Source organism: Demequina sp. NBRC 110057 (assembly GCF_002090175.1).
GTDB lineage: Bacteria > Actinomycetota > Actinomycetes > Actinomycetales > Demequinaceae > Demequina.
This window is the reverse complement of record NZ_BBRN01000005.1, coordinates 120,841-142,824: the sequence shown is the minus strand read 5'-3', so window position 1 is coordinate 142,824 and position 21,984 is coordinate 120,841. Positions and strand designations below refer to the sequence as shown.

General features: G+C 69.8%; 18 protein-coding genes. 9 read left to right on the top strand and 9 right to left on the bottom strand.

Annotation, left to right across the window (positions count from 1 at the left end; translation table 11 throughout):
* Positions 1–51 precede the first annotated feature (51 nt).
* The 4 genes from B7K26_RS09085 to B7K26_RS09070 form a co-directional block, all read right to left on the bottom strand.
* Positions 52–675, bottom strand: a complete 624-nt coding sequence (locus B7K26_RS09085) for a TetR/AcrR family transcriptional regulator (RefSeq protein WP_084078872.1) — start codon at positions 673–675, stop codon at positions 52–54.
* Entirely contained in the window at positions 672–2,042 is a 1,371-nt protein-coding gene (locus B7K26_RS09080) for an MATE family efflux transporter (RefSeq protein WP_200811067.1), read from the bottom strand. The genes B7K26_RS09085 and B7K26_RS09080 overlap by 4 nt, the downstream gene beginning before the upstream one ends.
* Before the next feature lie 4 nt (positions 2,043–2,046).
* Positions 2,047–3,045, bottom strand: a complete 999-nt coding sequence (locus B7K26_RS09075) for a phosphotransferase family protein (RefSeq protein WP_084078870.1) — start codon at positions 3,043–3,045, stop codon at positions 2,047–2,049.
* A 167-nt stretch (positions 3,046–3,212) separates the two neighbouring features.
* A complete protein-coding gene (locus tag B7K26_RS09070; RefSeq protein ID WP_084078868.1) occupies positions 3,213–4,865 on the bottom strand; it encodes an MFS transporter in 1,653 nt (550 codons plus the stop codon).
* Positions 4,866–5,018: 153 nt separating this feature from the next.
* Here B7K26_RS09070 and B7K26_RS09065 point away from each other — a divergent pair, with 153 nt between their 5' ends.
* A complete protein-coding gene (locus B7K26_RS09065) occupies positions 5,019–5,456 on the top strand; it encodes a MarR family winged helix-turn-helix transcriptional regulator (RefSeq protein ID WP_084078866.1) in 438 nt (145 codons plus the stop codon).
* Positions 5,457–5,537: 81 nt separating this feature from the next.
* On the opposite strand, the gene B7K26_RS13205 is transcribed toward B7K26_RS09065, so the two are convergent.
* Positions 5,538–6,038, bottom strand: coding sequence for a MarR family winged helix-turn-helix transcriptional regulator (locus B7K26_RS13205; RefSeq protein WP_084078864.1), 501 nt, complete (start codon positions 6,036–6,038; stop codon positions 5,538–5,540).
* Positions 6,039–6,136: 98 nt separating this feature from the next.
* Here B7K26_RS13205 and B7K26_RS09055 point away from each other — a divergent pair, with 98 nt between their 5' ends.
* Positions 6,137–6,496 (top strand): DoxX family protein, encoded by a 360-nt coding sequence (locus tag B7K26_RS09055; protein WP_084078862.1) that lies wholly within the window; start codon positions 6,137–6,139, stop codon positions 6,494–6,496.
* A gap of 7 nt (positions 6,497–6,503) precedes the next feature.
* Here B7K26_RS09055 and B7K26_RS09050 read toward each other — a convergent pair whose 3' ends face one another.
* The 3 genes from B7K26_RS09050 to B7K26_RS09040 are packed head-to-tail and all read right to left on the bottom strand — an operon-like array spanning position 6,504 to position 8,952.
* A complete protein-coding gene (locus tag B7K26_RS09050) occupies positions 6,504–7,142 on the bottom strand; it encodes a vancomycin high temperature exclusion protein (protein ID WP_159449655.1) in 639 nt (212 codons plus the stop codon).
* Positions 7,121–7,366, bottom strand: a complete 246-nt coding sequence (locus B7K26_RS09045; protein WP_084078858.1) for an acyl-CoA carboxylase epsilon subunit — start codon at positions 7,364–7,366, stop codon at positions 7,121–7,123. Before B7K26_RS09045 ends, B7K26_RS09050 begins: the two co-directional genes overlap by 22 nt.
* Entirely contained in the window at positions 7,363–8,952 is a 1,590-nt protein-coding gene (locus B7K26_RS09040; RefSeq protein WP_084078856.1) for an acyl-CoA carboxylase subunit beta, read from the bottom strand. Before B7K26_RS09040 ends, B7K26_RS09045 begins: the two co-directional genes overlap by 4 nt.
* Positions 8,953–8,990: 38 nt before the next feature.
* On the opposite strand from B7K26_RS09040, the gene B7K26_RS09035 reads away from it, so the two are divergent.
* The 7 genes from B7K26_RS09035 (at position 8,991) to B7K26_RS09005 (ending at position 20,606) form a co-directional block, all read left to right on the top strand.
* Positions 8,991–9,863, top strand: coding sequence for a biotin--[acetyl-CoA-carboxylase] ligase (locus B7K26_RS09035; protein WP_084078854.1), 873 nt, complete (start codon positions 8,991–8,993; stop codon positions 9,861–9,863).
* A 355-nt stretch (positions 9,864–10,218) separates the two neighbouring features.
* Positions 10,219–12,621 (top strand): glycoside hydrolase family 3 N-terminal domain-containing protein, encoded by a 2,403-nt coding sequence (locus B7K26_RS13200; protein WP_084078852.1) that lies wholly within the window; start codon positions 10,219–10,221, stop codon positions 12,619–12,621.
* A gap of 109 nt (positions 12,622–12,730) precedes the next feature.
* The gene (locus B7K26_RS09025; protein ID WP_084078851.1) at positions 12,731–13,147 is read left to right on the top strand and encodes a hypothetical protein; all 417 of its coding nucleotides are present in this window, start codon (positions 12,731–12,733) and stop codon (positions 13,145–13,147) included.
* Between the two features lie 145 nt (positions 13,148–13,292).
* Positions 13,293–16,292 (top strand): glycoside hydrolase family 3 C-terminal domain-containing protein, encoded by a 3,000-nt coding sequence (locus B7K26_RS09020; protein ID WP_084078850.1) that lies wholly within the window; start codon positions 13,293–13,295, stop codon positions 16,290–16,292.
* 117 nt (positions 16,293–16,409) lie between these two features.
* The gene (locus tag B7K26_RS09015) at positions 16,410–18,821 is read left to right on the top strand and encodes a glycoside hydrolase family 3 C-terminal domain-containing protein (RefSeq protein WP_084078849.1); all 2,412 of its coding nucleotides are present in this window, start codon (positions 16,410–16,412) and stop codon (positions 18,819–18,821) included.
* A gap of 12 nt (positions 18,822–18,833) precedes the next feature.
* A complete protein-coding gene (locus B7K26_RS09010) occupies positions 18,834–19,574 on the top strand; it encodes a hypothetical protein (protein WP_200811065.1) in 741 nt (246 codons plus the stop codon).
* A 15-nt stretch (positions 19,575–19,589) separates the two neighbouring features.
* Entirely contained in the window at positions 19,590–20,606 is a 1,017-nt protein-coding gene (locus tag B7K26_RS09005) for a glycosyltransferase family A protein (RefSeq protein ID WP_084078848.1), read from the top strand.
* 48 nt (positions 20,607–20,654) lie between these two features.
* Here B7K26_RS09005 and B7K26_RS09000 read toward each other — a convergent pair whose 3' ends face one another.
* A complete protein-coding gene (locus tag B7K26_RS09000) occupies positions 20,655–21,914 on the bottom strand; it encodes an alpha/beta hydrolase-fold protein (protein ID WP_084078847.1) in 1,260 nt (419 codons plus the stop codon).
* Between the last annotated feature and the right edge of the window lie 70 nt (positions 21,915–21,984).

Here is a 21,984-nt window from a genome sequence, read left to right as displayed (position 1 = left end):
CCCTTTGGTGCGTCTAAGGGCCTAGACGCACCAAAGGGATCCATTTGACTCTCAGTGCCAGATCGAGGTCGCGAGGACCTCGTCCAGTCGCGCCCGCACCCGCGCGGGGATATCGACGGCGGCCGGCTCGACGAGCCACTGGATCTGCAGGCCCTCCATGAGCGCGATGAGCTCGGAGGGGAGGTGCCTGACATCGGCGCCCTCGCGCAGCAACCCTCGGCGGGCCAGGTCGCCCAGCGCCGCCGCCAGGTGCTCGCGCAGCCACGAGTACCGCTCCACGAAGTACCCGTGGGCGGCGTGACCGGGGGTGATGGCCTCCGTCGAGAGCTTGGCGAACAGGGCGATCACCTCGCGTTGCGTGGTGTTGTGCTCGAGCACCGCGAGGAGCCGGCGCAGGTAGTCGGCGCCGTCCTCGCCGCGGCGCACGCCCGCGAAGAACCTCTCTCCGTTCAGGCGGTCGCGCTCCTCCAACACGGCAATGAGCAGCGCGTCCTTGGACGGGAAGTGGTGGGCCAGGCCAGCGCGGGACACCCCGCACGCCTCGGCGATGCTCGCCATGCTGGCGCCCTCGAAGCCCGCGGCGGCGAAGGCCTCGAAGGCAGCCGACACGATCTGGGCTCTGCGCCGCTCGCCCTTGGGGTAGGTGCCGCGGGAAGCTGGAGTCGTGGAGGTCATCGGAGACGATCCTGCCCGATGCGCCGGCGCGCCCGCGCGAGCACCGCCAGTGCGGCTGCCGCCGCGAGCACCTCGCCCGCCGCGAGCGCCACCCACACACCCGTGGGCCCGAGCCCGCCCAGCACGAGCACCAGCGGCACCTTGATGACGAGCAGCGTGCCCAGCGAGATCACATACGACGGCCCGGGCATGCCGCGGGACTGGAACGAGGCGGCGATGAGCGGCGGAAGGCCCGCAACAGCGACGCCGATCATGACGATGCGCAGCGCGGTGACGGCCTCGCCATGCGCCGCGGCATCGGACACGAAGAGGGAGGCCACGGGGCTCGCCGCGACAGCGATGAGCCCCGCGGCGCCGATGCCGTACAGCACCGTGGCCCGCAGGCTCAGCGTGAGCGTGCGGGCCACCCGCGCGTGGTGGCCCCTGCCGTGGTTGTAGGCGACGATGGGCTGGACGCCCTGGGTGATGCCGATCTGGGGCATGGTCACGAACGTGCGGACCCGCTCGGCCAGCGCGTACGCGGCGAGCGCGGCGACGCCCGCGGTGGCGAGCGCGGCGTTCGCGAGCGCCACCAGCAGGGTGGAGCCGATGCCCGCGAGCAGCGACGGCGACCCGATCGCCACGGTGTCCCTGACCGTCGCCGCCTGGGGAATGAGGTCGCGCGCGCCCACGCGGTACGGGCGGCGGCGCCTGCCGAAGAAGAACCACAGCGCCATCGCCGCGGATACCGCCTGGCCGCCGACGGTGCCGAGCGCGGCGCCCGTGACCCCCATGTCCAGGCCGTAGATCAGGAGCGGGTCGAGCGTGATCTGGACCGCGACGGCCGCGACCCAGATGGCCGTGGAGTACCCCACCTGCCCCTCGGCGCGCACGATGGCCGAGAACCCGGTGGAGAACACGGCGCCAGCGAGCAGCACCGCGGCGTAGGGGCGCGCGTAGGGGAGGGTGGCATCGGTCGCACCCACGAGCCGCAGGAGGGGGTCGAGGAAGGCCAGGCCGATGCCGGTGGTCGCGAGGGCGGTGGCCCAGAACAGCGAGAAGGCGTTGCCGGCGGCCCGTCCGGCGCTCGCCGGGTCGCCCCCGCCGAGTCGCCGCGCCACGAGCGAAGCGGCGCCGACGCCCACCGTCGTCGAGACGGCGCCGAGGAGGAGGAGCAGTGGGGCGACGAGGTTGACCGCCGCGAGCGCCGTCTCCCCGACGCCCCGCGAGACGAACCACGCGTTGGTGAGCGCGTAGATCCCGTAGACGCCGACGCCCAGGGTGGTCTGGGAGCAGGACCACCACAGCAGGCTGCCCAGCGGACGCGTCGCCAGGTCTTCGGCGCGGTCGGGGCCACCAGTGCGGTCGGGGCGGACGGGGGTGCTCACCGGGTTACGACACTGGCTGTGCTTCGCCCGCGAGCGCCACCATGAGGAGGTCCATCTGCTCGCGTCCCAGGTCGTACACCTCGGTCGTGGTGTGCCCGCGGTACTTAGTCTCGACGGTCATGATGAGGGCCAGGTACAGCGAGTACAGGCGTCGCCGCGTGCGCTCGCCCGGTGTGAGATCCGTGACGCCGAAGCCCTCCATAAAGGCGGTCGGGTCGCCGAAGATGGGGATGTCGAGGCCGGTGAAGCCGGCCTCCATGATCGGGTCTCCCCAGATGGCGCGCTCGTGGTCGAGCACGGCGACGATGCGTCCGTCCCTGATGATCGAGTTCTTGTCCCACAGGTCCACCTCGATGAGGCGTGGCTGCGTCACCTCGTCGAGCGTGTGGGCGTGGGCGGTGAAGGCGGCGCGCAGCGCCTCGGGGGAGTGTCCAAGGTCGATGCTGACGGCCACGCCGTCGGCGAGCGTCTCGTCGACCATCGCCATGAAGGCCTCGCGCCAGGTGGCGAAGCCGGGCCCCACCATCGGCCCAAAGCGATCCCCGATGACCGAGGTGATGTCTCGATTGAGGGCGCCGAGCTGGCGGTTCCCCTCGTAGGTCTCGTCGGCTGTGAGCAGGCCGGCGGCGGCGAACCCGAGGTTGTCGCCCTCGACGAACTCCATGAAGAACAGGTCGGCGTCGACGACCTCGTGGGTGAGGTCCACGTGGTCGATGCGGGGGATCGGCACCGCGGTGTGCTCGGCGACGAGGCGCATCGCCTCGAGCTCGGCGCGCATCATTCCGACCTCGCGGGTGAGGACGGGGACGTCGGCTGGCGGGGCGATCTTGAGGATGACGCGTCGGCCGTCGGCGAGGGTGAGGCGGTAGATGACGTTGAACCAGCCCTCCGTGACCTCCTCGGCGAAGTCGTCTCCCGAGGGGACGGCGGCGTCGCCGTAGGCACGGCCGATGAGGGTGCGCAGCACGTCGAGCGGCTGACGGTTCTTGGTGGTGCTCTCCATTGAGCGGCTCCTTCGATCACGCGAGTCAGTGAGGGAACGCTACCACCAATACCTGCAGGGGTGTCGGTTTCTGTGCACCCTTCGCCCCCTGTCGCAAATGGCCCCATATGCGGCTCCGCGGTGCGCGAAGTGCCGCAAATGAGGCCATTTGACGGAGGGGGGAGGGGTCAGCGGGCGACGTCGGCCTCCGCGGCGTGGTGTGCGGCCTCGGTCTCCTCGAGGCTCATGCCGGGCTCCGCCGACAGGGCCTTGTCGCCCTTGGGGAGCGTGAGGAGCATAAGCACCGCGGTGGCGCCGGCGATGATCGCCGAGATCAGCATCGCGTGCTGGCTGGCATCCATGAAGGCGGCCTGAGCGACGTCCACGATCTGCGCGGCCATGCTCGCGGCGTCGCCGCCGGCGGCGGTCATCTGCTCGGACACCGCCATGGCGCCTGCCAAGGAGTCGGACACCGCGTTGCCGGCCTCGGCGGGAAGGGCGGCGGCGGCATCGGCCACCCCGTCGGTGTACTGGTTGGCGATCAGCGAGCCCAGCAGCGCGATGCCCAGCGAGGCTCCCAGCTCACGCGTGGTGTCGTTCATGGCCGAGCCCATGCCGGAGCGGTTGCGCGGCACGGAGGACATCAGCATGTTGGTGGCCGGGGTCATGACCAGGGCCATGCCTGCCGTGACGAGCGACATCGCGATGAGGAAGTCCCAGTAACTGGGCACGGTGGGCCACGTCGTCATGAGCAGGAAGCCGCCCGCGATGACGACGAGGCCGGGCACCACTGTCCAGCGCGTGCCGACCTTCTCGACGAGGCGCGGGACCAGGGGGCCGAGGATCATCATGGGCAGCATCGGCGGAATCATCGCGACGGCCGACGTGAGCTCGTCGTACCCCATGACGAGCTGGAAGATCTGCGTCATCGAGTAGAAGGCGCCGATCATCGCGAAGAAGGTCAGCGTCACGGAGATGACGGACAGGGTGAAGCGGCGGCGCTTGAACAGCGACAGGTCGAGCATGGGGTGCTCGACGCGGTTCTCCCACCAGATGAACGCGGCAAGCGACGCGGCGCCGATCGCGGCGGCGACGACGGTCAGGGTCTCCCAGCCGTGCGAGGGGGCCTCCATGATCGTGTAGACGATGCCGGCGAGGGCGAGCGTGACGAACAGGCCGCCGATCCAGTCCACGGGGGTCGCCTTCTCGTCGACAGATTCGGGGACGATGCGGGCGGTAAGCGGGATGGCGATGAGGCCGAACGCGGCGCCCAGCAGGAACGCGGAGTGCCAGTCGAAGAAGTGAAGCAGCAGGCCGGTGAGCACCGAGCCGATCATCATGCCGACACCGGCGACGGCGGCCCAAATGGCGATCGCCTTGGGGCGCTCCTTCGAGGGGAACACCACGTTGACGAGCGACAGGGTGGTGGGCATGACGAGCGCGCCGCCGATTCCCATGATGGCGCGCGAGGCGATGAGCTCGCCTGCGGTGGTCGCGAAGAAGGGGGCGTACGCGGAGGCGAGCACGAAGATCACGAGGCCGACCATCATCACGCGCTTGCGTCCATAGCGGTCCGCGATGGCGGCGGCGATGAACAGCAGTGCGGCGAAGACCAGGGTGAACGCCTCGACCACCCAGGTGAGCTGGAGCTGCGTCATCGAGAACTCGACAGCGAGCTCCGGCAGCGCCAGGTTGAGGCTCATGTTCGCGATCATCGCGGTCATGAGGCCGAGGCAGAGGGTGGCGAGAATCGCCCAGCGGCGTCGGTACGTGGACTCCGAGATGCCCTCGGCGAGGGCCTCCTCGAGGTTCGCGTGCGTCGCGTCGGTTGACGTAGACACAGTCGTCTCCTGAGAACGGGTGAAGGGGATGATCCCGTCGGCGGGATATCGGCTACAATAATTCACGTCAGGCGAACAATCAAGTTCGCGTGACGCGAATTATTGGCCGATGCCGTGGCCGGGTCGGCGACCCGGCAACACCCAAGGAGCACCATGGCTCGCGACGACGCGATCGCGGAGATCCTGCGCTTGCAGCACCGCATCATGCGCGACTCGATGCGTCACCACTCGCGCACGATGGTGGACGAGGGGCTGACGCCCGCGCAGTTCCACCTGCTCGTGTTCCTCCACGGCAGCGAGGGTGTGCCGACCGCGGAGGCCGCCGAGGCGCTGGGAGTGAAGCCCAACATCGCCTCGGGAGTGGTGCAGCGCGTCGTGGACCGCGGCTGGGTGTGCAGGCACGCCTCGCCCGAGGACGGGCGCGTGCGGCTGCTGTCGCTCACCGTCGCGGGGGTGGAGCTCGTCAACGAGGCCGTCCAGGAGGCCGAGCGCGGCTTCGTGACGCACCTCGACGTGCTGAGCGACGAGCAGATCGCCCAGCTGGCGTCGATCATGCAGACCATCGTCGACGCGGGAGCTAACGACGACTAAACCCGTCAAATGGATCCCTTTGGTTCGTCTAAGGCCGTAAAAGAGCCAAATGGATCCATTTGACGTTGTGGCGATTAACCCTTAGCGCCCCGTGAGGTCCGCGTCGATGGCCGAGCACTGCTGGGCGACGGCGCCGGGCAGCAGCTGGGTGAAGAGCTCCGTGAGCTCCGCGCGCAGGTGGGCGGGGACGCGGTCGATGAGGGCCTCGCGCTTGAGCATGTCGTAGGCCTCGCGGGCCTGGCCGACGACGCGCACGCCCTCGTCCGTCAGCACCGCCCAGTTGGCACGGCGGTCGTGATCGCACGCCTTGCGGGCCACGAGGCCGTCGGCCTCGAGCTTCGAGATCGTGTGCGACAGGCGCGACAGCGACGAGTCGGCAGCCTTGGCGACCTCGGCCAACTGCAGGGTGCCGTCGGGGTGCGCGTCGAGCGTCGACAGGATGGTGAACTGGAAGTGGTTGAGCCCGGTGAGGGAGCGCAGGCGCTCGTCCAGCGCGGCGGGGACCGTCGTCAGCATCGCCGAAAAGCGGCGCCACAGGAGCTCGTCCTGGGTGCTCAGCGTGCGGGTGGCCTCGACAGTCATGGGCGCCACGATACTCCGCTTGACGCTTCAACGAAAGGTCACTACTGTCTCCCAAGTTGAATCGACAATGATTGAACCGTCAACTTAAGGAGTTCTTCGTGACCGTCGCCTACTGGATCGTCGCCGCGATCCTCGCCCTCGTCATGCTCGCCGCCGGCTCGAGCAAGCTCGTCCAGTCCGAGGAGAAGCTGCGGGCGTCCGTGCTCCCCGAGCGCCGCTCGCTCGGCACGGAGCGCTTCATCGGCGCCGTCGAGGTCGTCGGCGCGCTGGGTCTCATCCTGCCTCCGCTGACCGGCATTGCCGTCATCCTCGCGCCGATCGCAGCCGTCGGCCTGGCCGTCACGATGCTCATCGCGGTGATCGACCACGTGCGCCACAGCGAGCCCTTCCCGCCCGCGCTCGTGCTGATGGTCGTGTCCATCGCGGTCGCCGTGCTCGGCTTCCTCGCCTGGGCGTAAACGCGGATCAGGGCGCGGCGTCGCTGCCGGGCAGCGCGTCGCGCCCGATCTCGAGCGCGGCCTTCCACGTGGCCGGCAGCTCGCGGCCGTAGCCCAGGACCGTATGGGGCTTCGCGAGGATGGGCGGAAACGCGCCCTGGACCTCGAGCCCCACCGACCTGCACAGCCACATGGCGCGCGGCAGGTGGAACTCCTGCGAGCACACCACCACGCTGGCCAGCCCCAGGTTGTCGCGGGCGTTGAGGGCCGATGCGCGGGTGTCGTGGCCGCCCGGGTCCCTGACGATGTCCGCGGAAGGAACGCCCAGCTCGCGGGCAGTGCGCTCCATCGCCTCCGTCTCGTCGAGGCCCTCGCGGTTGTGGCCGGCCCCCGTCATCACGAGCCGCGGCACCAGGCCCCGCTCGTAGAGGGCGACCCCCGCCTCGACGCGCTGGCGCAGGAACAGGCTGGGCCGCCCGTCCTCCCACACCCGCGCACCCAGCACGAGTGCGGCATCGGCCGCCCGAAAGTCACCCGAGGCCGCGGGGTGCAGCGCCCCCACGGCACTCACGCGCGCAAAAACCTGCGGCGCCGCGAGCGCCGCCCCCAGGGCCGCACCCACGCCGAGAACTCCGCGAGCCGCCCTCACCGCAGCGAGTGCCTCCACGCCGTGTCGCCACGGCCCAGGGGCAGGTCGCGGTGCGAGCCGCGAAGGGTGCGGGTGCGGTCCATCCACGCGGACGTGGGAGAGCCGGGCGCCTCGTCCGGCTCGCCGGCCGCCGCGACGGCGACCATGCCGGCCACGAGCGCGGCTAGCTCCTCGGCATCGGGCGTCCCGCGGACCACGCGCAGGCCCGCTGCCGCCTCCGCCACCTCGTCGGCGCCGCTCACAGCGGGATGTTTCCGTGCTTCTTGGGGGGCATCGAGGCGCGCTTGGTGCGCAGCGCGCGCAGCGCGCGCGTGATCTGCTCGCGGGTCTCGTGGGGCTCGATGACGGCGTCCACGTAGCCGCGGTCCGCGGCGTCGTAGGGGTTGACGATCTCGTCCTCGTATTCCGCGGTGAGGCGGGCGCGCTCGGCCTCGACGTCGCCGCCCTCCTCGGCCACCTTCGCGAGCGCGCGGCGCTGCAAGATGTTGACGGCGCCGCCGGAGCCCATGACGGCGATCTGCGCGGTGGGCCAGGCGAGGTTGACGTCGGCGCCCAGCTGTTTCGAGGCCATCACGATGTACGCGCCGCCGTAGGCCTTGCGGGTGATGACGGTGATGAGCGGCACCGTCGCCTCGGCGTACGCGTAGATCAGCTTCGCGCCGCGGCGGATGATGCCCTGGTGCTCCTGGTCGACGCCGGGCAGGAAGCCGGGGACGTCGACGAAGGTGAGGACGGGGATGTTGAACGCGTCGCAGGTGCGCACGAACCGCGCGGCCTTCTCGGACGCGTTGATGTCGAGCGTTCCCGCCATCGACTGCGGCTGGTTGGCGACGATGCCCACCGACTGGCCCTCGAGGTGGCCGAAGCCCGTGAGGACGTTGGGGGCGAACAGCGGCTGAATCTCGAACAGCTCGCCGTCGTCGAGCACCGTCTCCACGACCGTCTTCATGTCGTAGGGCTGGTTCGGGGAGTCGGGGACGATGCCGTCGAGCGCCAGGTCCTCGTCCGTCAGCTCGAGGTCGGCCTCGGCCTCCCACGTGGGGGCGTCGGTGAGGTTGTTCTGCGGCAGGTACTGGATGAGGTGCTGGACGTACTCGATCGCGTCGTCCTCGTCCTCGGCCAGGTAGTGCGCCACGCCGGACTTGGCGTTGTGCGCGTGGCCGCCACCCAGGTCCTCGAACGTGACCTCCTCGCCGGTGACCGACTTGATGACGTCGGGGCCGGTGATGAACATCTGGCTGGTGCCGTCGGCCATCACGATGAAGTCGGTCAGGGCGGGGGAGTAGACGGCGCCGCCCGCGCTCGGGCCGAGGATGAGCGAGATCTGCGGGATCACTCCCGAGGCCGCCACGTTGCGGCGGAACATCTCCGCGAACTGGGTGAGCGCCGCGACGCCCTCCTGGATGCGCGCACCGCCGCCGTCGGAGATGCCAATGAGGGGTACGCCGGTGCGCAGCGCAAAGTCCTGCACCTTGGTGATCTTCTGCCCGTGCACCTCGCCCAGCGAACCGCCGAACACGGTGAAGTCCTGGCTGAAGACCGCCACCTGGCGGCCGTCGATGGTGCCGTAGCCCGTGACGACGCCGTCGCCGTAGGGGCGGTTCTTGTCGAGGCCGAAGTTGCGGCTGCGGTGGCGCGCGAGGGCGTCCATCTCGACGAAGCTTCCCTCATCGAGCAACTGGTCGATGCGCTCGCGGGCCGTCTTCTTGCCGCGCGCGTGCTGCTTCTCGGCGGCGACGGCCTCGTGGCTCGCGACGGCCTCATTGATCTTGCCGCGCAGGGCCTCGAGGGCGCCCGCGGTGGTCGCGGTCGGACGGGGTTCGGACACGGTTCTCCCTTGACTTGGCTGACGGATAGCCTAGCCGCGTGAACCCCGAGTCGCCCTCAGCCGTTGCCGCCTCGCGCGCGCCCCTCACGGCCGATGCCCTGGCCGGCGTGGTGGGGCCGTCCCGCCAACTGGGTCGGCTCGACGTCGTGGCGGCCTCGCCCTCGACCAACACGGCGCTGCTCGCCGCGACCTCCGCCGCCCCCGACGAGTGGCCGGGGATGTCGGCGCTGCTGGCCGACCACCAGACCGCCGGCCGCGGCCGCGCCGGGCGCTCGTGGGCGACGCCCCAGGGGGCCGCCCTCACCGTGTCCTTTCTGCTGCGTCCCTCGGTCGCGGCCGATGCTCTCGGCTGGGCCCCGCTCGTCGTGGGCCTCGCGACGGTGCGGGCGCTGCGCGACGCCGGGGTGGGCGCGTACCTCAAGTGGCCCAACGACGTGGTGGTCGAGGCCGGAGCCAAGGAGATTCCCGGTTGGGGACGCTGGCGCAAGGTGGTGGGGATCCTGTGCGAGGTGGTGCCGGGCTCGGTGCAGTCCGAGGCGGGGCCGGCCGTGGTGGCCGGCATCGGCATCAACGTGTCGCAGTCCGCGGGCGAGCTTCCCGTGCCGCACGCCGCGTCGCTGTCGACGCTCGGCGCCGCCTCGCTCGACCGCGTGGCGCTCATGCGCTCGCTCACTGCCCACCTGACCGATGCGGTGGCCATGTGGGAACTCGACGCCGACCTGCCGCGGGTCCACGACGCCGTCGAGGGAGTGTGCGCGTCGATCGGCTGGGACATCACCGTGGAGCAGCCGGGAGGCGAGTCCGTGGCCGGCCGCGTCACGGGCCTGTCGGCCTCCGGCGCGCTGCTCGTGGTGACCCGCGACGGCGAGCGCGAGGTGCTTGCCGGCGATCTGCGCGTGCGTCGCGCCTGACGCATCGCCCCTGCTATCGAAACGTTTTGCTGACCGCTGGTAGGTCACGGAACGGTCACGACGGGTCACGCTCGGGTCACGCCGACGACAGATCGTGCGCCCTCACCGACAGGTTGTGTCCGCGAGATCACGGGCACACATCCGCCTTGTTTCACTCGTGACACATCCTTTTCTGCTGCGTCAGGTCACATCGAGGTCACCTCGGCACTGACGCCCCCGGGACGCGGCGGCCAGGGATGCGGGGCTCGCGCGGTGCGGGCCTGACGACGTCCGATCTGCGGTGCCCGGCTGAGGGCAGCGCCAGCGACTCAAGGAGGAGAAGCAGCATGATCCACACCCAGGAGGTGACGCTCTGATGAGGGCATCACGTATCGCACGCTCCACTGCGTTCTTTGGCATCTTCGCGCTCGCGGTCGCGGGCTGCTCGGGCGATTCTGAGGACCCGGCACCCGAGACCAGCGCCAGCGAGACCGCCGAGGCGACCGGCGACTACACCACGCGTGACGTCACCGACGGCACCACCGAGTTCACCATCGTCACGAACCCCGACGGTGGCGCCCAGCTGTCGTACTCCAAGGACGGCGGCATGACGCTGCTTGAGGAGGAAGTCGATGGCCAGACCCTCGCCTTCAAGGACATGAACGCCAACGGCGAACTCGACGCGTTTGAGGACTGGCGCCTCGAGGCGACCGAGCGCGCCGCCGACCTGTCGGCCGACCTCTCCGCCGAGCAGATCTCGGGCCTCATGCTCTTCAGCTCGCACGAGTCGTCGCCCGGCGACGGCCTGACCGAGCCCCAGGAGACCTACCTGTCCGAGTCCCACCTGCGCAACGTGCTGAACGCGGGCGGCTCCGACACCGAGGAAAACGTCACCTGGGTCAACGAGATGCAGGCGTATGTCGAGACCCTCGCGACCGAGGACAACCCGTACATCCCCGCCAACTTCTCCTCCGACCCCCGTTCCGAGGCGCAGTCCGGCTCGAGCTACGTCGAGACCGGCGCCGGCGTGTCCCTGTGGCCGTCGGTCCTGGGCCTCGCCGCGACGTTCGACGCGGAAACCATGGAGGACTTCGGTCGCGTCGTCTCCGAGGAGTACCGCTCGCTCGGTATCTCGAACGCGCTCAGCCCCCAGATCGACCTCGCGACGGAGCCGCGCTGGCTGCGCGTGTCGGGCACGCTCGGTGAGAATGCCGACCTGGCGTCGGAGCTCGCCGCGGCCTACGTGACCGGCTTCCAGTCGACCTACGACGACGAGGGCAACAACCTCGGCTTCGGTCTCGATTCGGTGCCCACCACCATCAAGCACGCGCCCGGCGACGGCGCGGGCGAGGGCGGCCGCGAGTCGCACACCTCGGTGGGTAAGTACGGCGTCTTCCCCGGCGACAACGTCGACGAGCACGCGTCCGTCTTCGAGGCGGCGTCGGACTCGCTCGGCATGATGACCAACTACTCGATTCAGCTCGACGGCGAGGGCAACCCGCTGTTCGGTGACGAGGCAGTGGGCACCGCCTACAACGAGGAGACCCTCAACTACATCCGCGAGGACATCGGCTTCACCGGCGCCATCGTCACCGACTGGGGCGTCATGAGCGCTCAGGGCGACGAGGGTGCCTTCATCGCCACCGGTTGGGGCGCCGAGGACATCGAGCCCGTCGAGCGCTACTACCGCGTCCTCGCCAACGGCGTCGACATGTTCGGCGGCGTCAACGACGCCACCCTCATCCTCGAGGCCTACGACCTGTGGACCGAGCGCTACGAGGCCGGCGAGATCGACGTCGACGCCGACACCCGCTGGCGCGACTCCGGCACCCGCATCCTCACCGCGTACTTCGCACCCGGGCTCTTCGACAGCCCGTTCGTCGACCTCGACGAGGCGCTGGAGACCGTCGGCTCGGAGGAGGCCGTCCAGGCCGGCTTCGACGCCCAGCTGGACTCCGTGGTCATGGTGAAGAACGACGGCACCATCTCGGCCGACGCCGACTGGTCCGACAAGACGGTCTACATCCCTCACACCTACGACACCGGCCACGCCGGCCTCTTCGGCGACGCCACCTACACGGAGGGCGCGACCCTCTCGGTCGAGTCCGCCCAGGAGCTGTTCGGCACGGTCGTCACCGACACCGTCGAGTACGACAAGGATGGCAAGGTCACCTCGATGACGGCGCCCGACCTCACCGACGTCGACCTGGTCCTCGTAGGCCTGCGTTCCCCCAACAACGGCGAGCCCTTCACCGCTGCTGGTCAGGATGCCGAGACCGGCGAGTGGTACCCGTTCTCGCTGCAGTGGGCGGAGTACACCGCCGACGGTGACAACGTCCGCACCGAGTCCATCGGTGGAGACACCCTCGAGGACGGCTCCAAGGAGAACCGCTCGTACTTCGGCAACACCTCGCGCATCTCGAACGAGGCCGACATTGACGCGTTCAACCGCGCGACGGAGGCCGTCGAGGCCGCCGGCGGCGACATCCCCGTCGTGACCGTGGTCAAGGCCAACAACCCGGTGGTTCCCGCCGAGTTCGAGGAGGCCTCCAACGCGGTTCTCGTCGGCTTCGGCGTGAGCGACCTCGCGACCCTCACGGTGGCCGCCGGTGAGCACGAGCCCCAGGGCCGTCTCCCCATCGGCTTCCCGGTCGACATGGACACCGTCGAGGCCCAGAACGAGGACGTCGGCGAGGACTACGAGACCTGGGTCGACGCCGACGGCAACGACTGGAAGTTCGGCTTCGGCCTCAACTACTCGGGCGTCATCTCCGAGTAACGCCTCACCCCGGTGCGGTGGCGGCCGGGGAGCGATGCTCCCCGGCCCTCACCGCCCTCACCACCCTGGGCCGGGACACCCGTCCCGACCGACACTGAAGGAGTAAGAAATGAACACCAAGAAGATGCGGGCTGGCGGCCTCGCGTTCGTGATCGCCGCCACCGGTGCCTTCGGCCTCACGGCCTGCTCGAGCGACTCTGACGCGGGCGCCAGCACCGACACCGAGGTCTCCGAGGAGACCACCGTCGACGTCGCCGCGGACCTCGAGACCGCGAAGGCCGCCGTCGACGAGGCGCTCGCCGAGGACCCGAGCTGGACCCAGGTCATGCTCGCATCCGACGTCGAGTCGCCCACCCAGAAGTACGGCCTGCTCGTCATGCCCTACGTCCCCACCGACGCGGTGGAGCACGTCACCGGCACCGTGAACATCGACGGCGGCAACTACGTGATCGAGGCCGAGTCGGCCGCGACCGGCGAGACCTGGCAGATCGACCAGGACGGCACCATCTCCGAGGTCACGGAGTAACTCCGACCCTCCCGCGGCGCGTCCGCCCGGCCCCCGCGGCCGGGCGGGCAGCGCAGCCGGTGCCCACCGCACTGGCCGGCCCCGCCGCCTCCCCCCAGACTTTTCCCAACCGCCCGTCACCCCTCACCTCTGAAGGAGTCCCGACGTGAACGCACGAGCGTCGAAGGACACGGCAGCCGTCAAGGCGCCCATGTCCAACAAGAAATTCCTCTCGATCTGGATCCCCGTCGTCGCCTTCGTGACCGCGATCCTGATCGTCGCCAACATGGCGCTCGTCATCGCGGGCGGCTGGGTCGCCTCGCAGTTCGGCTCGGGCACCTACACCTTCACCAACTCCGAGGAGTCGGAGGGGTGGGACACCGAGTACTACGAGTCCGACTACTCGGACATGGACGAGGTCGACGTCGCCGCACGTGACCTCGTCGAGGACATCGGCGACGGGGGCATCGTCCTCGCCAAGAACGAGGGCGACGCGCTCCCGCTCGAGAAGTCCTCGAACCTGACCATGCTGGGCCGCGCGGCGGCCGACCCCGTCTTCGGTGGCGCAGGCTCCGGCTCGGTCGACACCACGACCGCCGTCGACGCGCGCACCGGTCTCGAGAACGCGGGCTTCTCCATCAACGACGAGGTCTACCAGACCATCGACGCGTACGCGCAGGAGAACAAGCGCGGCCACATCGAGATGGACCTGCCCCTGGACTCCACCTACACGATCGGCGAGCTGCCTGTCGAGGAGTACGAGGCGCACCAGTCCTCGTTCGCGGAGTACGGCGACGCCGGCGTGGTCTTCATCGGCCGTCCGGGTGGTGAGGGCGGTGACCTCGCGCAGGACATGCTCGACATCCCCAACCCGGACAACACCGACCCCCGCGCCCAGGAGGGCGAGCACCAGCTCGAGCTGAACCAGGACGAGAAGGCCCTCATCGCGCTCGCCGAGGAGAACTTCGAGACCGTCGTGGTCGTCATCAACGCCTCGACCACCCTCGAGCTCGGCGACCTGCAGGACGACGAGGGCGTCGACGCCATCCTCCTTGCCGGCTCGCCCGGTGCCACGGCCTTCAACGGCCTGGGCAACATCCTCGCCGGCGACGTGAACCCCTCGGGTCACACCGTTGACGTGTGGTCGCGCGACTTCACCGCCGACCCCACCTGGGTCAACTTCGGCTCGGACATCTACGAGAACATCGAGGCCTCGTACCCCGTGTCCGCCACCGAGTCCGCGACGTCGAACGCGACGGTCACCTCCGAGGCGCCGTTCGTGAACTACGCCGAGGGCATCTACTTCGGCTACCGCTACTACGAGACCGCCGCGGTCGAGGGCTTCATCGACTACGACGAGGCAGTGGTTTACCCGTTCGGCTACGGCCTGTCCTACACGGACTTCGCGTGGGAGGTCGCCGGCTCGCAGCTGGGCGACGTCGACGGCGAGATCTCCGTGGACGTCACCGTGACCAACACCGGCGACGTCGCGGGCAAGGACGTGGTCCAGGTCTACGTCAACGCTCCCTACACGGCCGGCGGCATCGAGAAGGCCGAGGTGGTCCTCACCGACTTCGTGAAGACCGGCACCATCGAGCCCGGCGCCTCCGAGACCGTCACCCTGACGTTCAACGTCGAGGACATGGCGTCCTACGACTACCAGGAGGCCGGCGCCTACGTCCTCGAGGCGGGCGATTACGAGATCCGCGTCCAGTCGGACTCGCACACCATGCCCGAGGGCATCGAGCCGATCGCTTACACGGTCGACGAGACGATCGTCTACGACGAGTCGAACCCCCGCAGCACCGACGAGGTCGCGGCGACCAACCAGTTCGACGACGTCTCCGCTCAGCTGACGGCCAATGGTGCCGACGGCACCGTCCAGATCATGTCGCGTGCCGACTTCGCAGGCACCTTCCCGACCGCCCCCGAGGGTGACGACTACGTCGCCTCCGAGGCGATCGTCGAGGGCTTCGAGGCCTGGGACTACGACGATGCCGCCGACGCCTTCGAGGGTGACATGCCCACGACCGGTGCGGACAGCGACCTGTCGCTGATCGACATGCGCGGTCTCGACAAGGACGACCCCGCGTGGGACGAGCTTCTCGACTCCCTGACCGTGGGCGAGATGACGGACATGCTCCTCAACGGCGCCTACCAGACCGCGCCCATCGGCTCGATCGGCAAGCCCCAGACCCTGGAGCCGGACGGCCCCGCGGGCTTCTCCTCCTTCATCAACTCGTCGATCAACGGCGTGGCCTACCCCTCCGAGGTGCTCATCGCGCAGACCTGGGACACCGACCTCGGCGCCGCCATGGGCGAGATGCTCGGCAATGAGGCGCTCCTCAAGGGCATCAACGGCTGGTACGCCCCCGCGGTGAACCTGCACCGCTCGCCGTTCGGCGGCCGTAACTTCGAGTACTACTCGGAGGACCCGCTGCTCTCGGGCGCGATGGCGACGTCGGTCGCCAACGGCGTCGCGGACAAGGGCGTGTACGTCCTCGTCAAGCACTACGCGATGAACGAGCAGGAGACCAACCGCGTCAACAACGGCATCTCCACCTGGGCCACCGAGCAGACGATCCGCGAGATCTACCTCAAGCCCTTCGAGATGCTGGTGGACGACGTCACGATGGACGTCACCTACCTCGCCGACGACGAGGGCACCACCGAGACCACGACCGTGGGCCTCGGCGGCATGATGAGCTCCTTCAACCGCATCGGCGCCACCTGGGCCGGCGGCTCCGAGGCGCTGATGGACACCGTCCTGCGCGAGGAGTGGGGCTTCGACGGCTTCGCGATCTCCGACTTCAACCTGTACCCGTACATGAACCCGAACGAGGGCATCAGCGCGGGCACGGACCTCACGCTGACGTTCCAGCCGTCCAAGTCCTTCGGCGACACGTCGTCGGCCAAGGCGGTCACCGACATCCGCAACGCGACCCACAACATCCTGTACACGGTCGCCAACTCGAACGCGATGAACGGCCTCGCCCCCGGCGCGACCGTGGACTACACGCCCCCGACGTGGGTCGTCATCCAGATCGTGTCGACTGTCGTGATCGGCCTTGGCCTCGCCGGCACCATCGCCTGGATGGTCGTGCGGGTCCGTCGCCACAGCGGCAAGGCCGAGCAGGCCGCGCCCACGGCGGACGCCACCGCGTAACGCACCGTGCGGTGCCGGGCCGGCACCTCCCCCTCCCGCCGGCCCGGCACCGCCACCCCTTCCTTCTTCCCGCGACGCCCCGCGCGTCCCCCTCGGTCCCCGTCTGGAGCGAACGATATGTCCCACGAGCTGACAGCCCTCGAGAAGGCCGCGCTGCTGAGCGGCGAGAACATCTGGCAGTCGCGTGCGTTCCCTCACGCCGGGATCCGCTCCCTCTTCTTCGCCGATGGCCCCCACGGCCTGCGTAAGCAGACCGGCTCGGGCGACCACCTCGGCATCGCCGCCTCCCAGCCCGCGACCTGCTTCCCCACGGCCGCCACCGTCGCGAATGGATGGGACCCGTCGCTCGCCGAGGAGATCGGCGAGGCGCTCGGCGCGGAGGCCGCCGACCAGGGCGTCGACGTGGTGCTCGGCCCCGGGCTCAACGTCAAGCGTTCGCCGCTGTGCGGCCGCAACTTCGAGTACTTCTCCGAGGACCCGTACCTCGCGGGGCACCTCGCCGCCGGCTACGTGCGGGGCATCCAGTCGCAGGGGATCGCGGCGAGCCCCAAGCACTTCGCGGCCAACAGTCAGGAGCTGCGCCGCATGGCGTCCGACTCCGTGGTGGACGAGCGCACCCTGCGCGAGATCTACCTCACCGGCTTCGAGATCGTGGTGCGCGAGGCATCGCCGCGCGTGGTGATGTCCGCGTACAACAAGGTCAACGGCACCTACGCCCACGAGAACGCCCACCTGCTGAGCGACATCCTGCGCGACGAGTGGGGCTTCGACGGCGCCGTCATCACCGACTGGGGCGGCGGCAACGACGCCCCGGCCGCGATCCGCGCGGGCGGCGGGCTGGAGATGCCCTCGCCGGGCCTCGACTCCGTGCCCGCCATCCTCGACGCGCTCGACCACCACGAGCTCAGCATGGAGGACCTCGACGCGAGGGTCGCCGAGCTCGCGAGCCTCGGCTCCTGGGTCGACGGGTCGCGTGCCAAGAAGGTCGACGCCGACGCGCACCACGCGCTCGCCCGCCGCGTGGCGCGCGAGACGGCCGTCCTGCTGCGCAACGAGAACTCCACGCTGCCGCTGGCCCCCGCGACGCGCGTCGCTGTCATCGGCGACTTCGCCGAGACCCCGCGCTACCAGGGCGCCGGCTCCTCGCTCGTCAACGCGACGCGGCTGTCGACGCCGCTGGAGGCGCTGCGGGCCTCCGGCCTCGACGTGGTCTCCTACTCGCCCGGCTTCGAGCGCGACGGCACCCCCAATGACGCCCTCGCCGCGCAGGCGGCCGATGCCGCGATGGGTGCCGACGTCGTGCTCCTTTACTTGGGCCTCGACGAGGTCGCCGAGTCCGAGGGCAAGGACCGCGAGCACCTCAAGCTTCACGCCGCCCAGACCGACCTGCTGGCGCGCCTGCGCGACGTCACCGACCGCATCGTCGTGGTGCTGTCCGCCGGCTCCGTCATCGAGATGCCGTGGGTCGAGGACGCCGCGGCGATCCTCCACGGCTACCTGGGCGGCCAGGCCGGTGCCGAGGGCATCGTCGACCTACTGACCGGCCAGGCGAGCCCCTCTGGCCGCCTCGCCGAGACCTACCCCCACGCGCTCGAGGACACGCCCACCGCGTTCTCGTACCCCGCGACCGGCCCCTCCGCCGAGTACCGCGAGGGCCTGTACGTGGGCTACCGCTACTACGCCACGGCCGGCGTGGACGTGCGCTTCCCGTTCGGCTTCGGCCTCAGCTACTCGACCTTCGCGTACGCGGACCTGTCCGTGACCGAGGCCGGCGCGTCCTTCGCCGTCACCAACACCGGCGACGTCGCCGCCGCCGACGTGGCGCAGCTGTACGTGCGCCGCGTGTCCGACGGCGCGATCCGCCCCGCGATCGAGCTCAAGGGCTTCTGCAAGGTGCGCCTCGAGCCCGGCGAGACGGCGCGCGTGACGATCCCGTTCGACCGCCACACGTTCCGCCACTTCGACGCCGCGGCCGATGCCTGGGTCACCGAGTCCGGTGAGTACGAGATTCTCGTGGGGCGCTCGAGCGTCGAGCACCCGCTCGTCGCCACCCACACTGTCGACGGGACGCCGGCATCGGCCCCCGCGACGGACCTGCCGTCGTACGCGTCAGGCGCCATCAAGCACGTGAGCGACGCCGAGTTCCAGGCGCTGCTGGGCCGCCCGCTCACGACCGCACAGTCCGGAGACCTGGGCCTCAACGACCCGGTGCGCGCCATGCACGACGCGACGAGCCCGCTGGCCCGCCTTGCCGCGAGGATCCTGCGCTCGCTGATCGACCGCTCGGAGCGCAAGGGCAAGCCCGACCTCAACCTGTACTTCCTGTACAACATGCCGTTCCGCGCGATCGGCAAGATGACCAACGGCTCCGTGTCGACGCCGATGGTCGAGCAGATCGTGCGCATCGTCAACGGCCACTTCTTCCGCGGATTCGGGGGCCTCGTGGGTGCCTTCTTCCGCAACCTGTCCACCTCAAAGCGCCTGCGCCGCGAGCTCGAGGCGACGGCCGCCGCGGCCGCCGCGAAGTAAGGAGAACCCGACATGACCGCGATCAAGAACTGGTGGCGAGGCTTCGAGGAGCGCCACACCGGACTCGCGCAGTTCCTCATGTTCTTCGTGTTCTCCAACGCCGTGACGGTGCTGCAGTTTGTGCTGATGCCGGCCCTGCGCGGCTGGTTCTCGAGCACGGACCTCGTCAACACCGACTTCCAGGTGTTCCCCGTGGGCTCCAACGTCGACGGCTCGCAGTACTACATGTTCGACTACCCGGCGGGGGAGATCTCCGACGGCGGCGGCGGTGGCCTCGCCTACTTCCTCGCGGTGCAGATCACGCTCGCCGTGGCGCAGATCATCAACTTCTTCCTGCAGCGCAACATCACCTTCAAGTCGAACACCTCCGCGTGGGTGGCGGCCGCCTGGTACTTCCTTGCCTACGTCATCATCACGTTTGTCGCCGCGGCCGCGCAGGGCTTCTACAAGGAGCCGGTCTACTCGTTCTTCATGGACACCCTCGGCTGGGGCTCCACGGGCGAGACAGTGGCCGACGTGACGACCATGATCATCAACGCCGCGATCTCGTTCTGGGTGTTCTTCCCCATCTTCAAGATCATCTTCAAGCGCGTCCCCGAGGACGAGCTCGAGGCGGGCGACGCTGCCCCCGCCGGTGTGGGACAGGTCACGGACGCCTCCGTCGTGGGGCACGCCGCGGACGCGTCGCGCGTTGGTACCGAGGATGCGCAGGCGAAGGACGCCGCGCCGCACGACGGCCCCGAGGGCCGCTGACCTCGGGAGCCCCAGATGAAGACGCTGAGCGTGGTCGTCCCCGCCTACCAGGCGGAGGGCTGGCTGGAGCGTTGCGTGGACTCGCTGCTCGTCGGTGCCGACGACCTCGAGATCCTCATCGTCGACGACGGTTCGCGCGACGCCACCGGCGCCATCGCCGACCTCTACCAGGCGGCCCACCCGGGAATCGTGCGGGCCATCCACAAGCCCAACGGGGGCCACGGCTCCACCATCAACGTCGGCATCGACGAGGCCACCGGCACCTACCTCAAGGTGGTCGACTCGGACGACTGGGTTGACCCCGAGGCGTTGCTGACGCTGCTCCACACGCTGCGCGGCTTCGCCGCCGACGAGCCGCCGGTGGACCTTGTCATCAGCAACTTCGTCTACGAGAAGGTGGGCAGGCGCCACAAGCGCGCCGTGCGCTACCGCAACGTCCTGCCGCGCGGCAGGGTGATCGGCTGGGAGGACGTGGGCCGGTTCCGCGCCAGCCAGTACCTCATGATGCACTCTCTCGTGTATCGCACCCAGGTGCTGCGCGAGTGCGGCCTGCGCCTTCCCGAGCACACGTTCTACGTGGACAACCTCTACGTCTACGAGCCGCTTCAGCACGTCCAGTCGCTGTACTACCTTGACGTGGACCTGTACCGGTACTTCATCGGGCGCCCCGACCAGTCGGTCAACGAGGCGGTCATGATCAAGCGCATCGACCAGCAGCTGAAGGTCAACAAGCTGCTGGTGGACGTCGAGGTCAGCCCCTACGAGGTGCCGCCGGCGCTGTACCGCTACCTGCTCCATCACCTGCGGATCGTGTGCGTCATCTCCTCGACCATGCTGCTGCGCTCGGGCCGCGACGAGGACTTCGCGCGTCGGGTGCAGATGTGGAAGGAGCTGCGCTACGACGACCCCGTGGTTTACCGGCACCTTCGCCGCAGCGCGATCGTGCAGTTGATGACCCTTCCCGGCCGTCCCGGCCGCACCGTCTCCCAGGCCGCGTACCGCTCCGCCTGCTGGGCCCTGCAACTCAACTGAGCGCAGGCGCCGGTACCCCAGCGCCGCTGTCGCTCGTGGGAAACAGCCTCACCGCCTCAACGCCGTCGTCTCCAGGAAGTCGGCGAGCATGCGTCGCCATACCCACCAGGCGTGGCCGCCGTCGGTCTCGAGCGTGGTGGCCAGCATGCCGGCGCCCTCGTAGGCGGCGGCGAGGTCCGCGAACTCGCGCGGCGTGGGGGTCAGGGAGTCCTGCGCCCCGGTGCCCAGGTGGACGGCCGATGCCGTGGCGGCCGTGGTCAGTTGCGCCTGGGTGAGCGCGGCGGCCGGGGTGTCGTTGACGGCCGCCGGCATGGACCACATGCCGTACGAGCCGAAGAGGCCGGGCTGGGTGAGCATGAGGTGCTCGGCAAGGCGGCCTCCCATGGACAGGCCCGCGAAGGAGCGGTCGGCGGGGTCCGTCGAGGTGTGCAGCTCCCGCTCCGCGTAGGGAAGGACGCTGGCGGTGATCAGGTCCACGTAGAGGTCGAAGAACTCGGGGTCGTCCATCCCGGCGGCGGACAGCCCGGTGAAGTCGGTCGTCACGGCGACCGTGGGCTCGATGACGCCGGCGGCGATGGCGTGGTCCAGCTGCTCGGCGGCGCCGCCCTGGGTGAACCACGCCGTCTCGTCGTCGCCAGCGCCGTGGGAGAGGACAAGCAGGGGATAGGGCTCGGCGCGGTCGGGGTCGTAGCCCGCGGGGAGGTAGACGCCCAGGTCGGGGTCGTCGACGCGGGAGACGGTGCCGCGCTGGTCGGCGTCGACGGGGATCTCCGTCGACGCGTCGTAGGTGGGGTGGTCCTCGTCGACGGGGACGAACACCTGCGACCACGCCTGCGTGGCGGTATTGGCGGTCGCGAGGGGTGGCGGGTTGGCGGGGTCCTCGGCGACGGCGCACAGCAGGATGAGGGAGCACCCGCTGGTGACGAACCCGTAGTTCCACAATCCGGCGGGCACCGCGGTGGTGATCTCCCAGACGCCGTCCTCGCCGCGCGTGAGCTCCGCCAGATCGGTGGCGACGGGAAGCGTCGAGGCGTCGCCCTCCGTCCAGTCGTCGCCCAGCCACGACTGTGTGGCGCCCTCGAGCCGGATGTCGGCGGCGTCGGCGTAGTAGAGGTCACCCGCGAGCCACACCCGGTCCGCCTCGGCGTCCTCGTAGCGGAAGGTGACGGTGTAACCCGAGGGGGCGGAGGTATCGGCGACCACCTCGGGGCCGAGCGCGACAGATTCCCGCGAGCCGGCATCGGCCGTGCAGGCCGTGAGAGCGAGCGCCGCCGCCGAGAGCCCGCACGCGCGTGCCACCCAGCCCATGGATCCTCCTCGACCGCGCGCGGGTGCGCGCACGCGCCAAGTCAAGCGGGCATCGGCCCCGCCCACCGAG

Coding starts and splice junctions, on each gene's coding strand:
- B7K26_RS09025 (WP_084078851.1), top strand. CDS start 12,731: ATGAACACCAAGAAGATGCGGGCTGGCGGCCTCGCGTTCGTGATCGCC.
- B7K26_RS09075 (WP_084078870.1), bottom strand. CDS start 3,045: ATGGAGAGCACCACCAAGAACCGTCAGCCGCTCGACGTGCTGCGCACC.
- B7K26_RS09010 (WP_200811065.1), top strand. CDS start 18,834: ATGACCGCGATCAAGAACTGGTGGCGAGGCTTCGAGGAGCGCCACACC.
- B7K26_RS09005 (WP_084078848.1), top strand. CDS start 19,590: ATGAAGACGCTGAGCGTGGTCGTCCCCGCCTACCAGGCGGAGGGCTGG.
- B7K26_RS09085 (WP_084078872.1), bottom strand. CDS start 675: ATGACCTCCACGACTCCAGCTTCCCGCGGCACCTACCCCAAGGGCGAG.
- B7K26_RS09015 (WP_084078849.1), top strand. CDS start 16,410: ATGTCCCACGAGCTGACAGCCCTCGAGAAGGCCGCGCTGCTGAGCGGC.
- B7K26_RS09065 (WP_084078866.1), top strand. CDS start 5,019: ATGGCTCGCGACGACGCGATCGCGGAGATCCTGCGCTTGCAGCACCGC.
- B7K26_RS13200 (WP_084078852.1), top strand. CDS start 10,219: ATGAGGGCATCACGTATCGCACGCTCCACTGCGTTCTTTGGCATCTTC.
- B7K26_RS13205 (WP_084078864.1), bottom strand. CDS start 6,038: ATGACTGTCGAGGCCACCCGCACGCTGAGCACCCAGGACGAGCTCCTG.
- B7K26_RS09000 (WP_084078847.1), bottom strand. CDS start 21,914: ATGGGCTGGGTGGCACGCGCGTGCGGGCTCTCGGCGGCGGCGCTCGCT.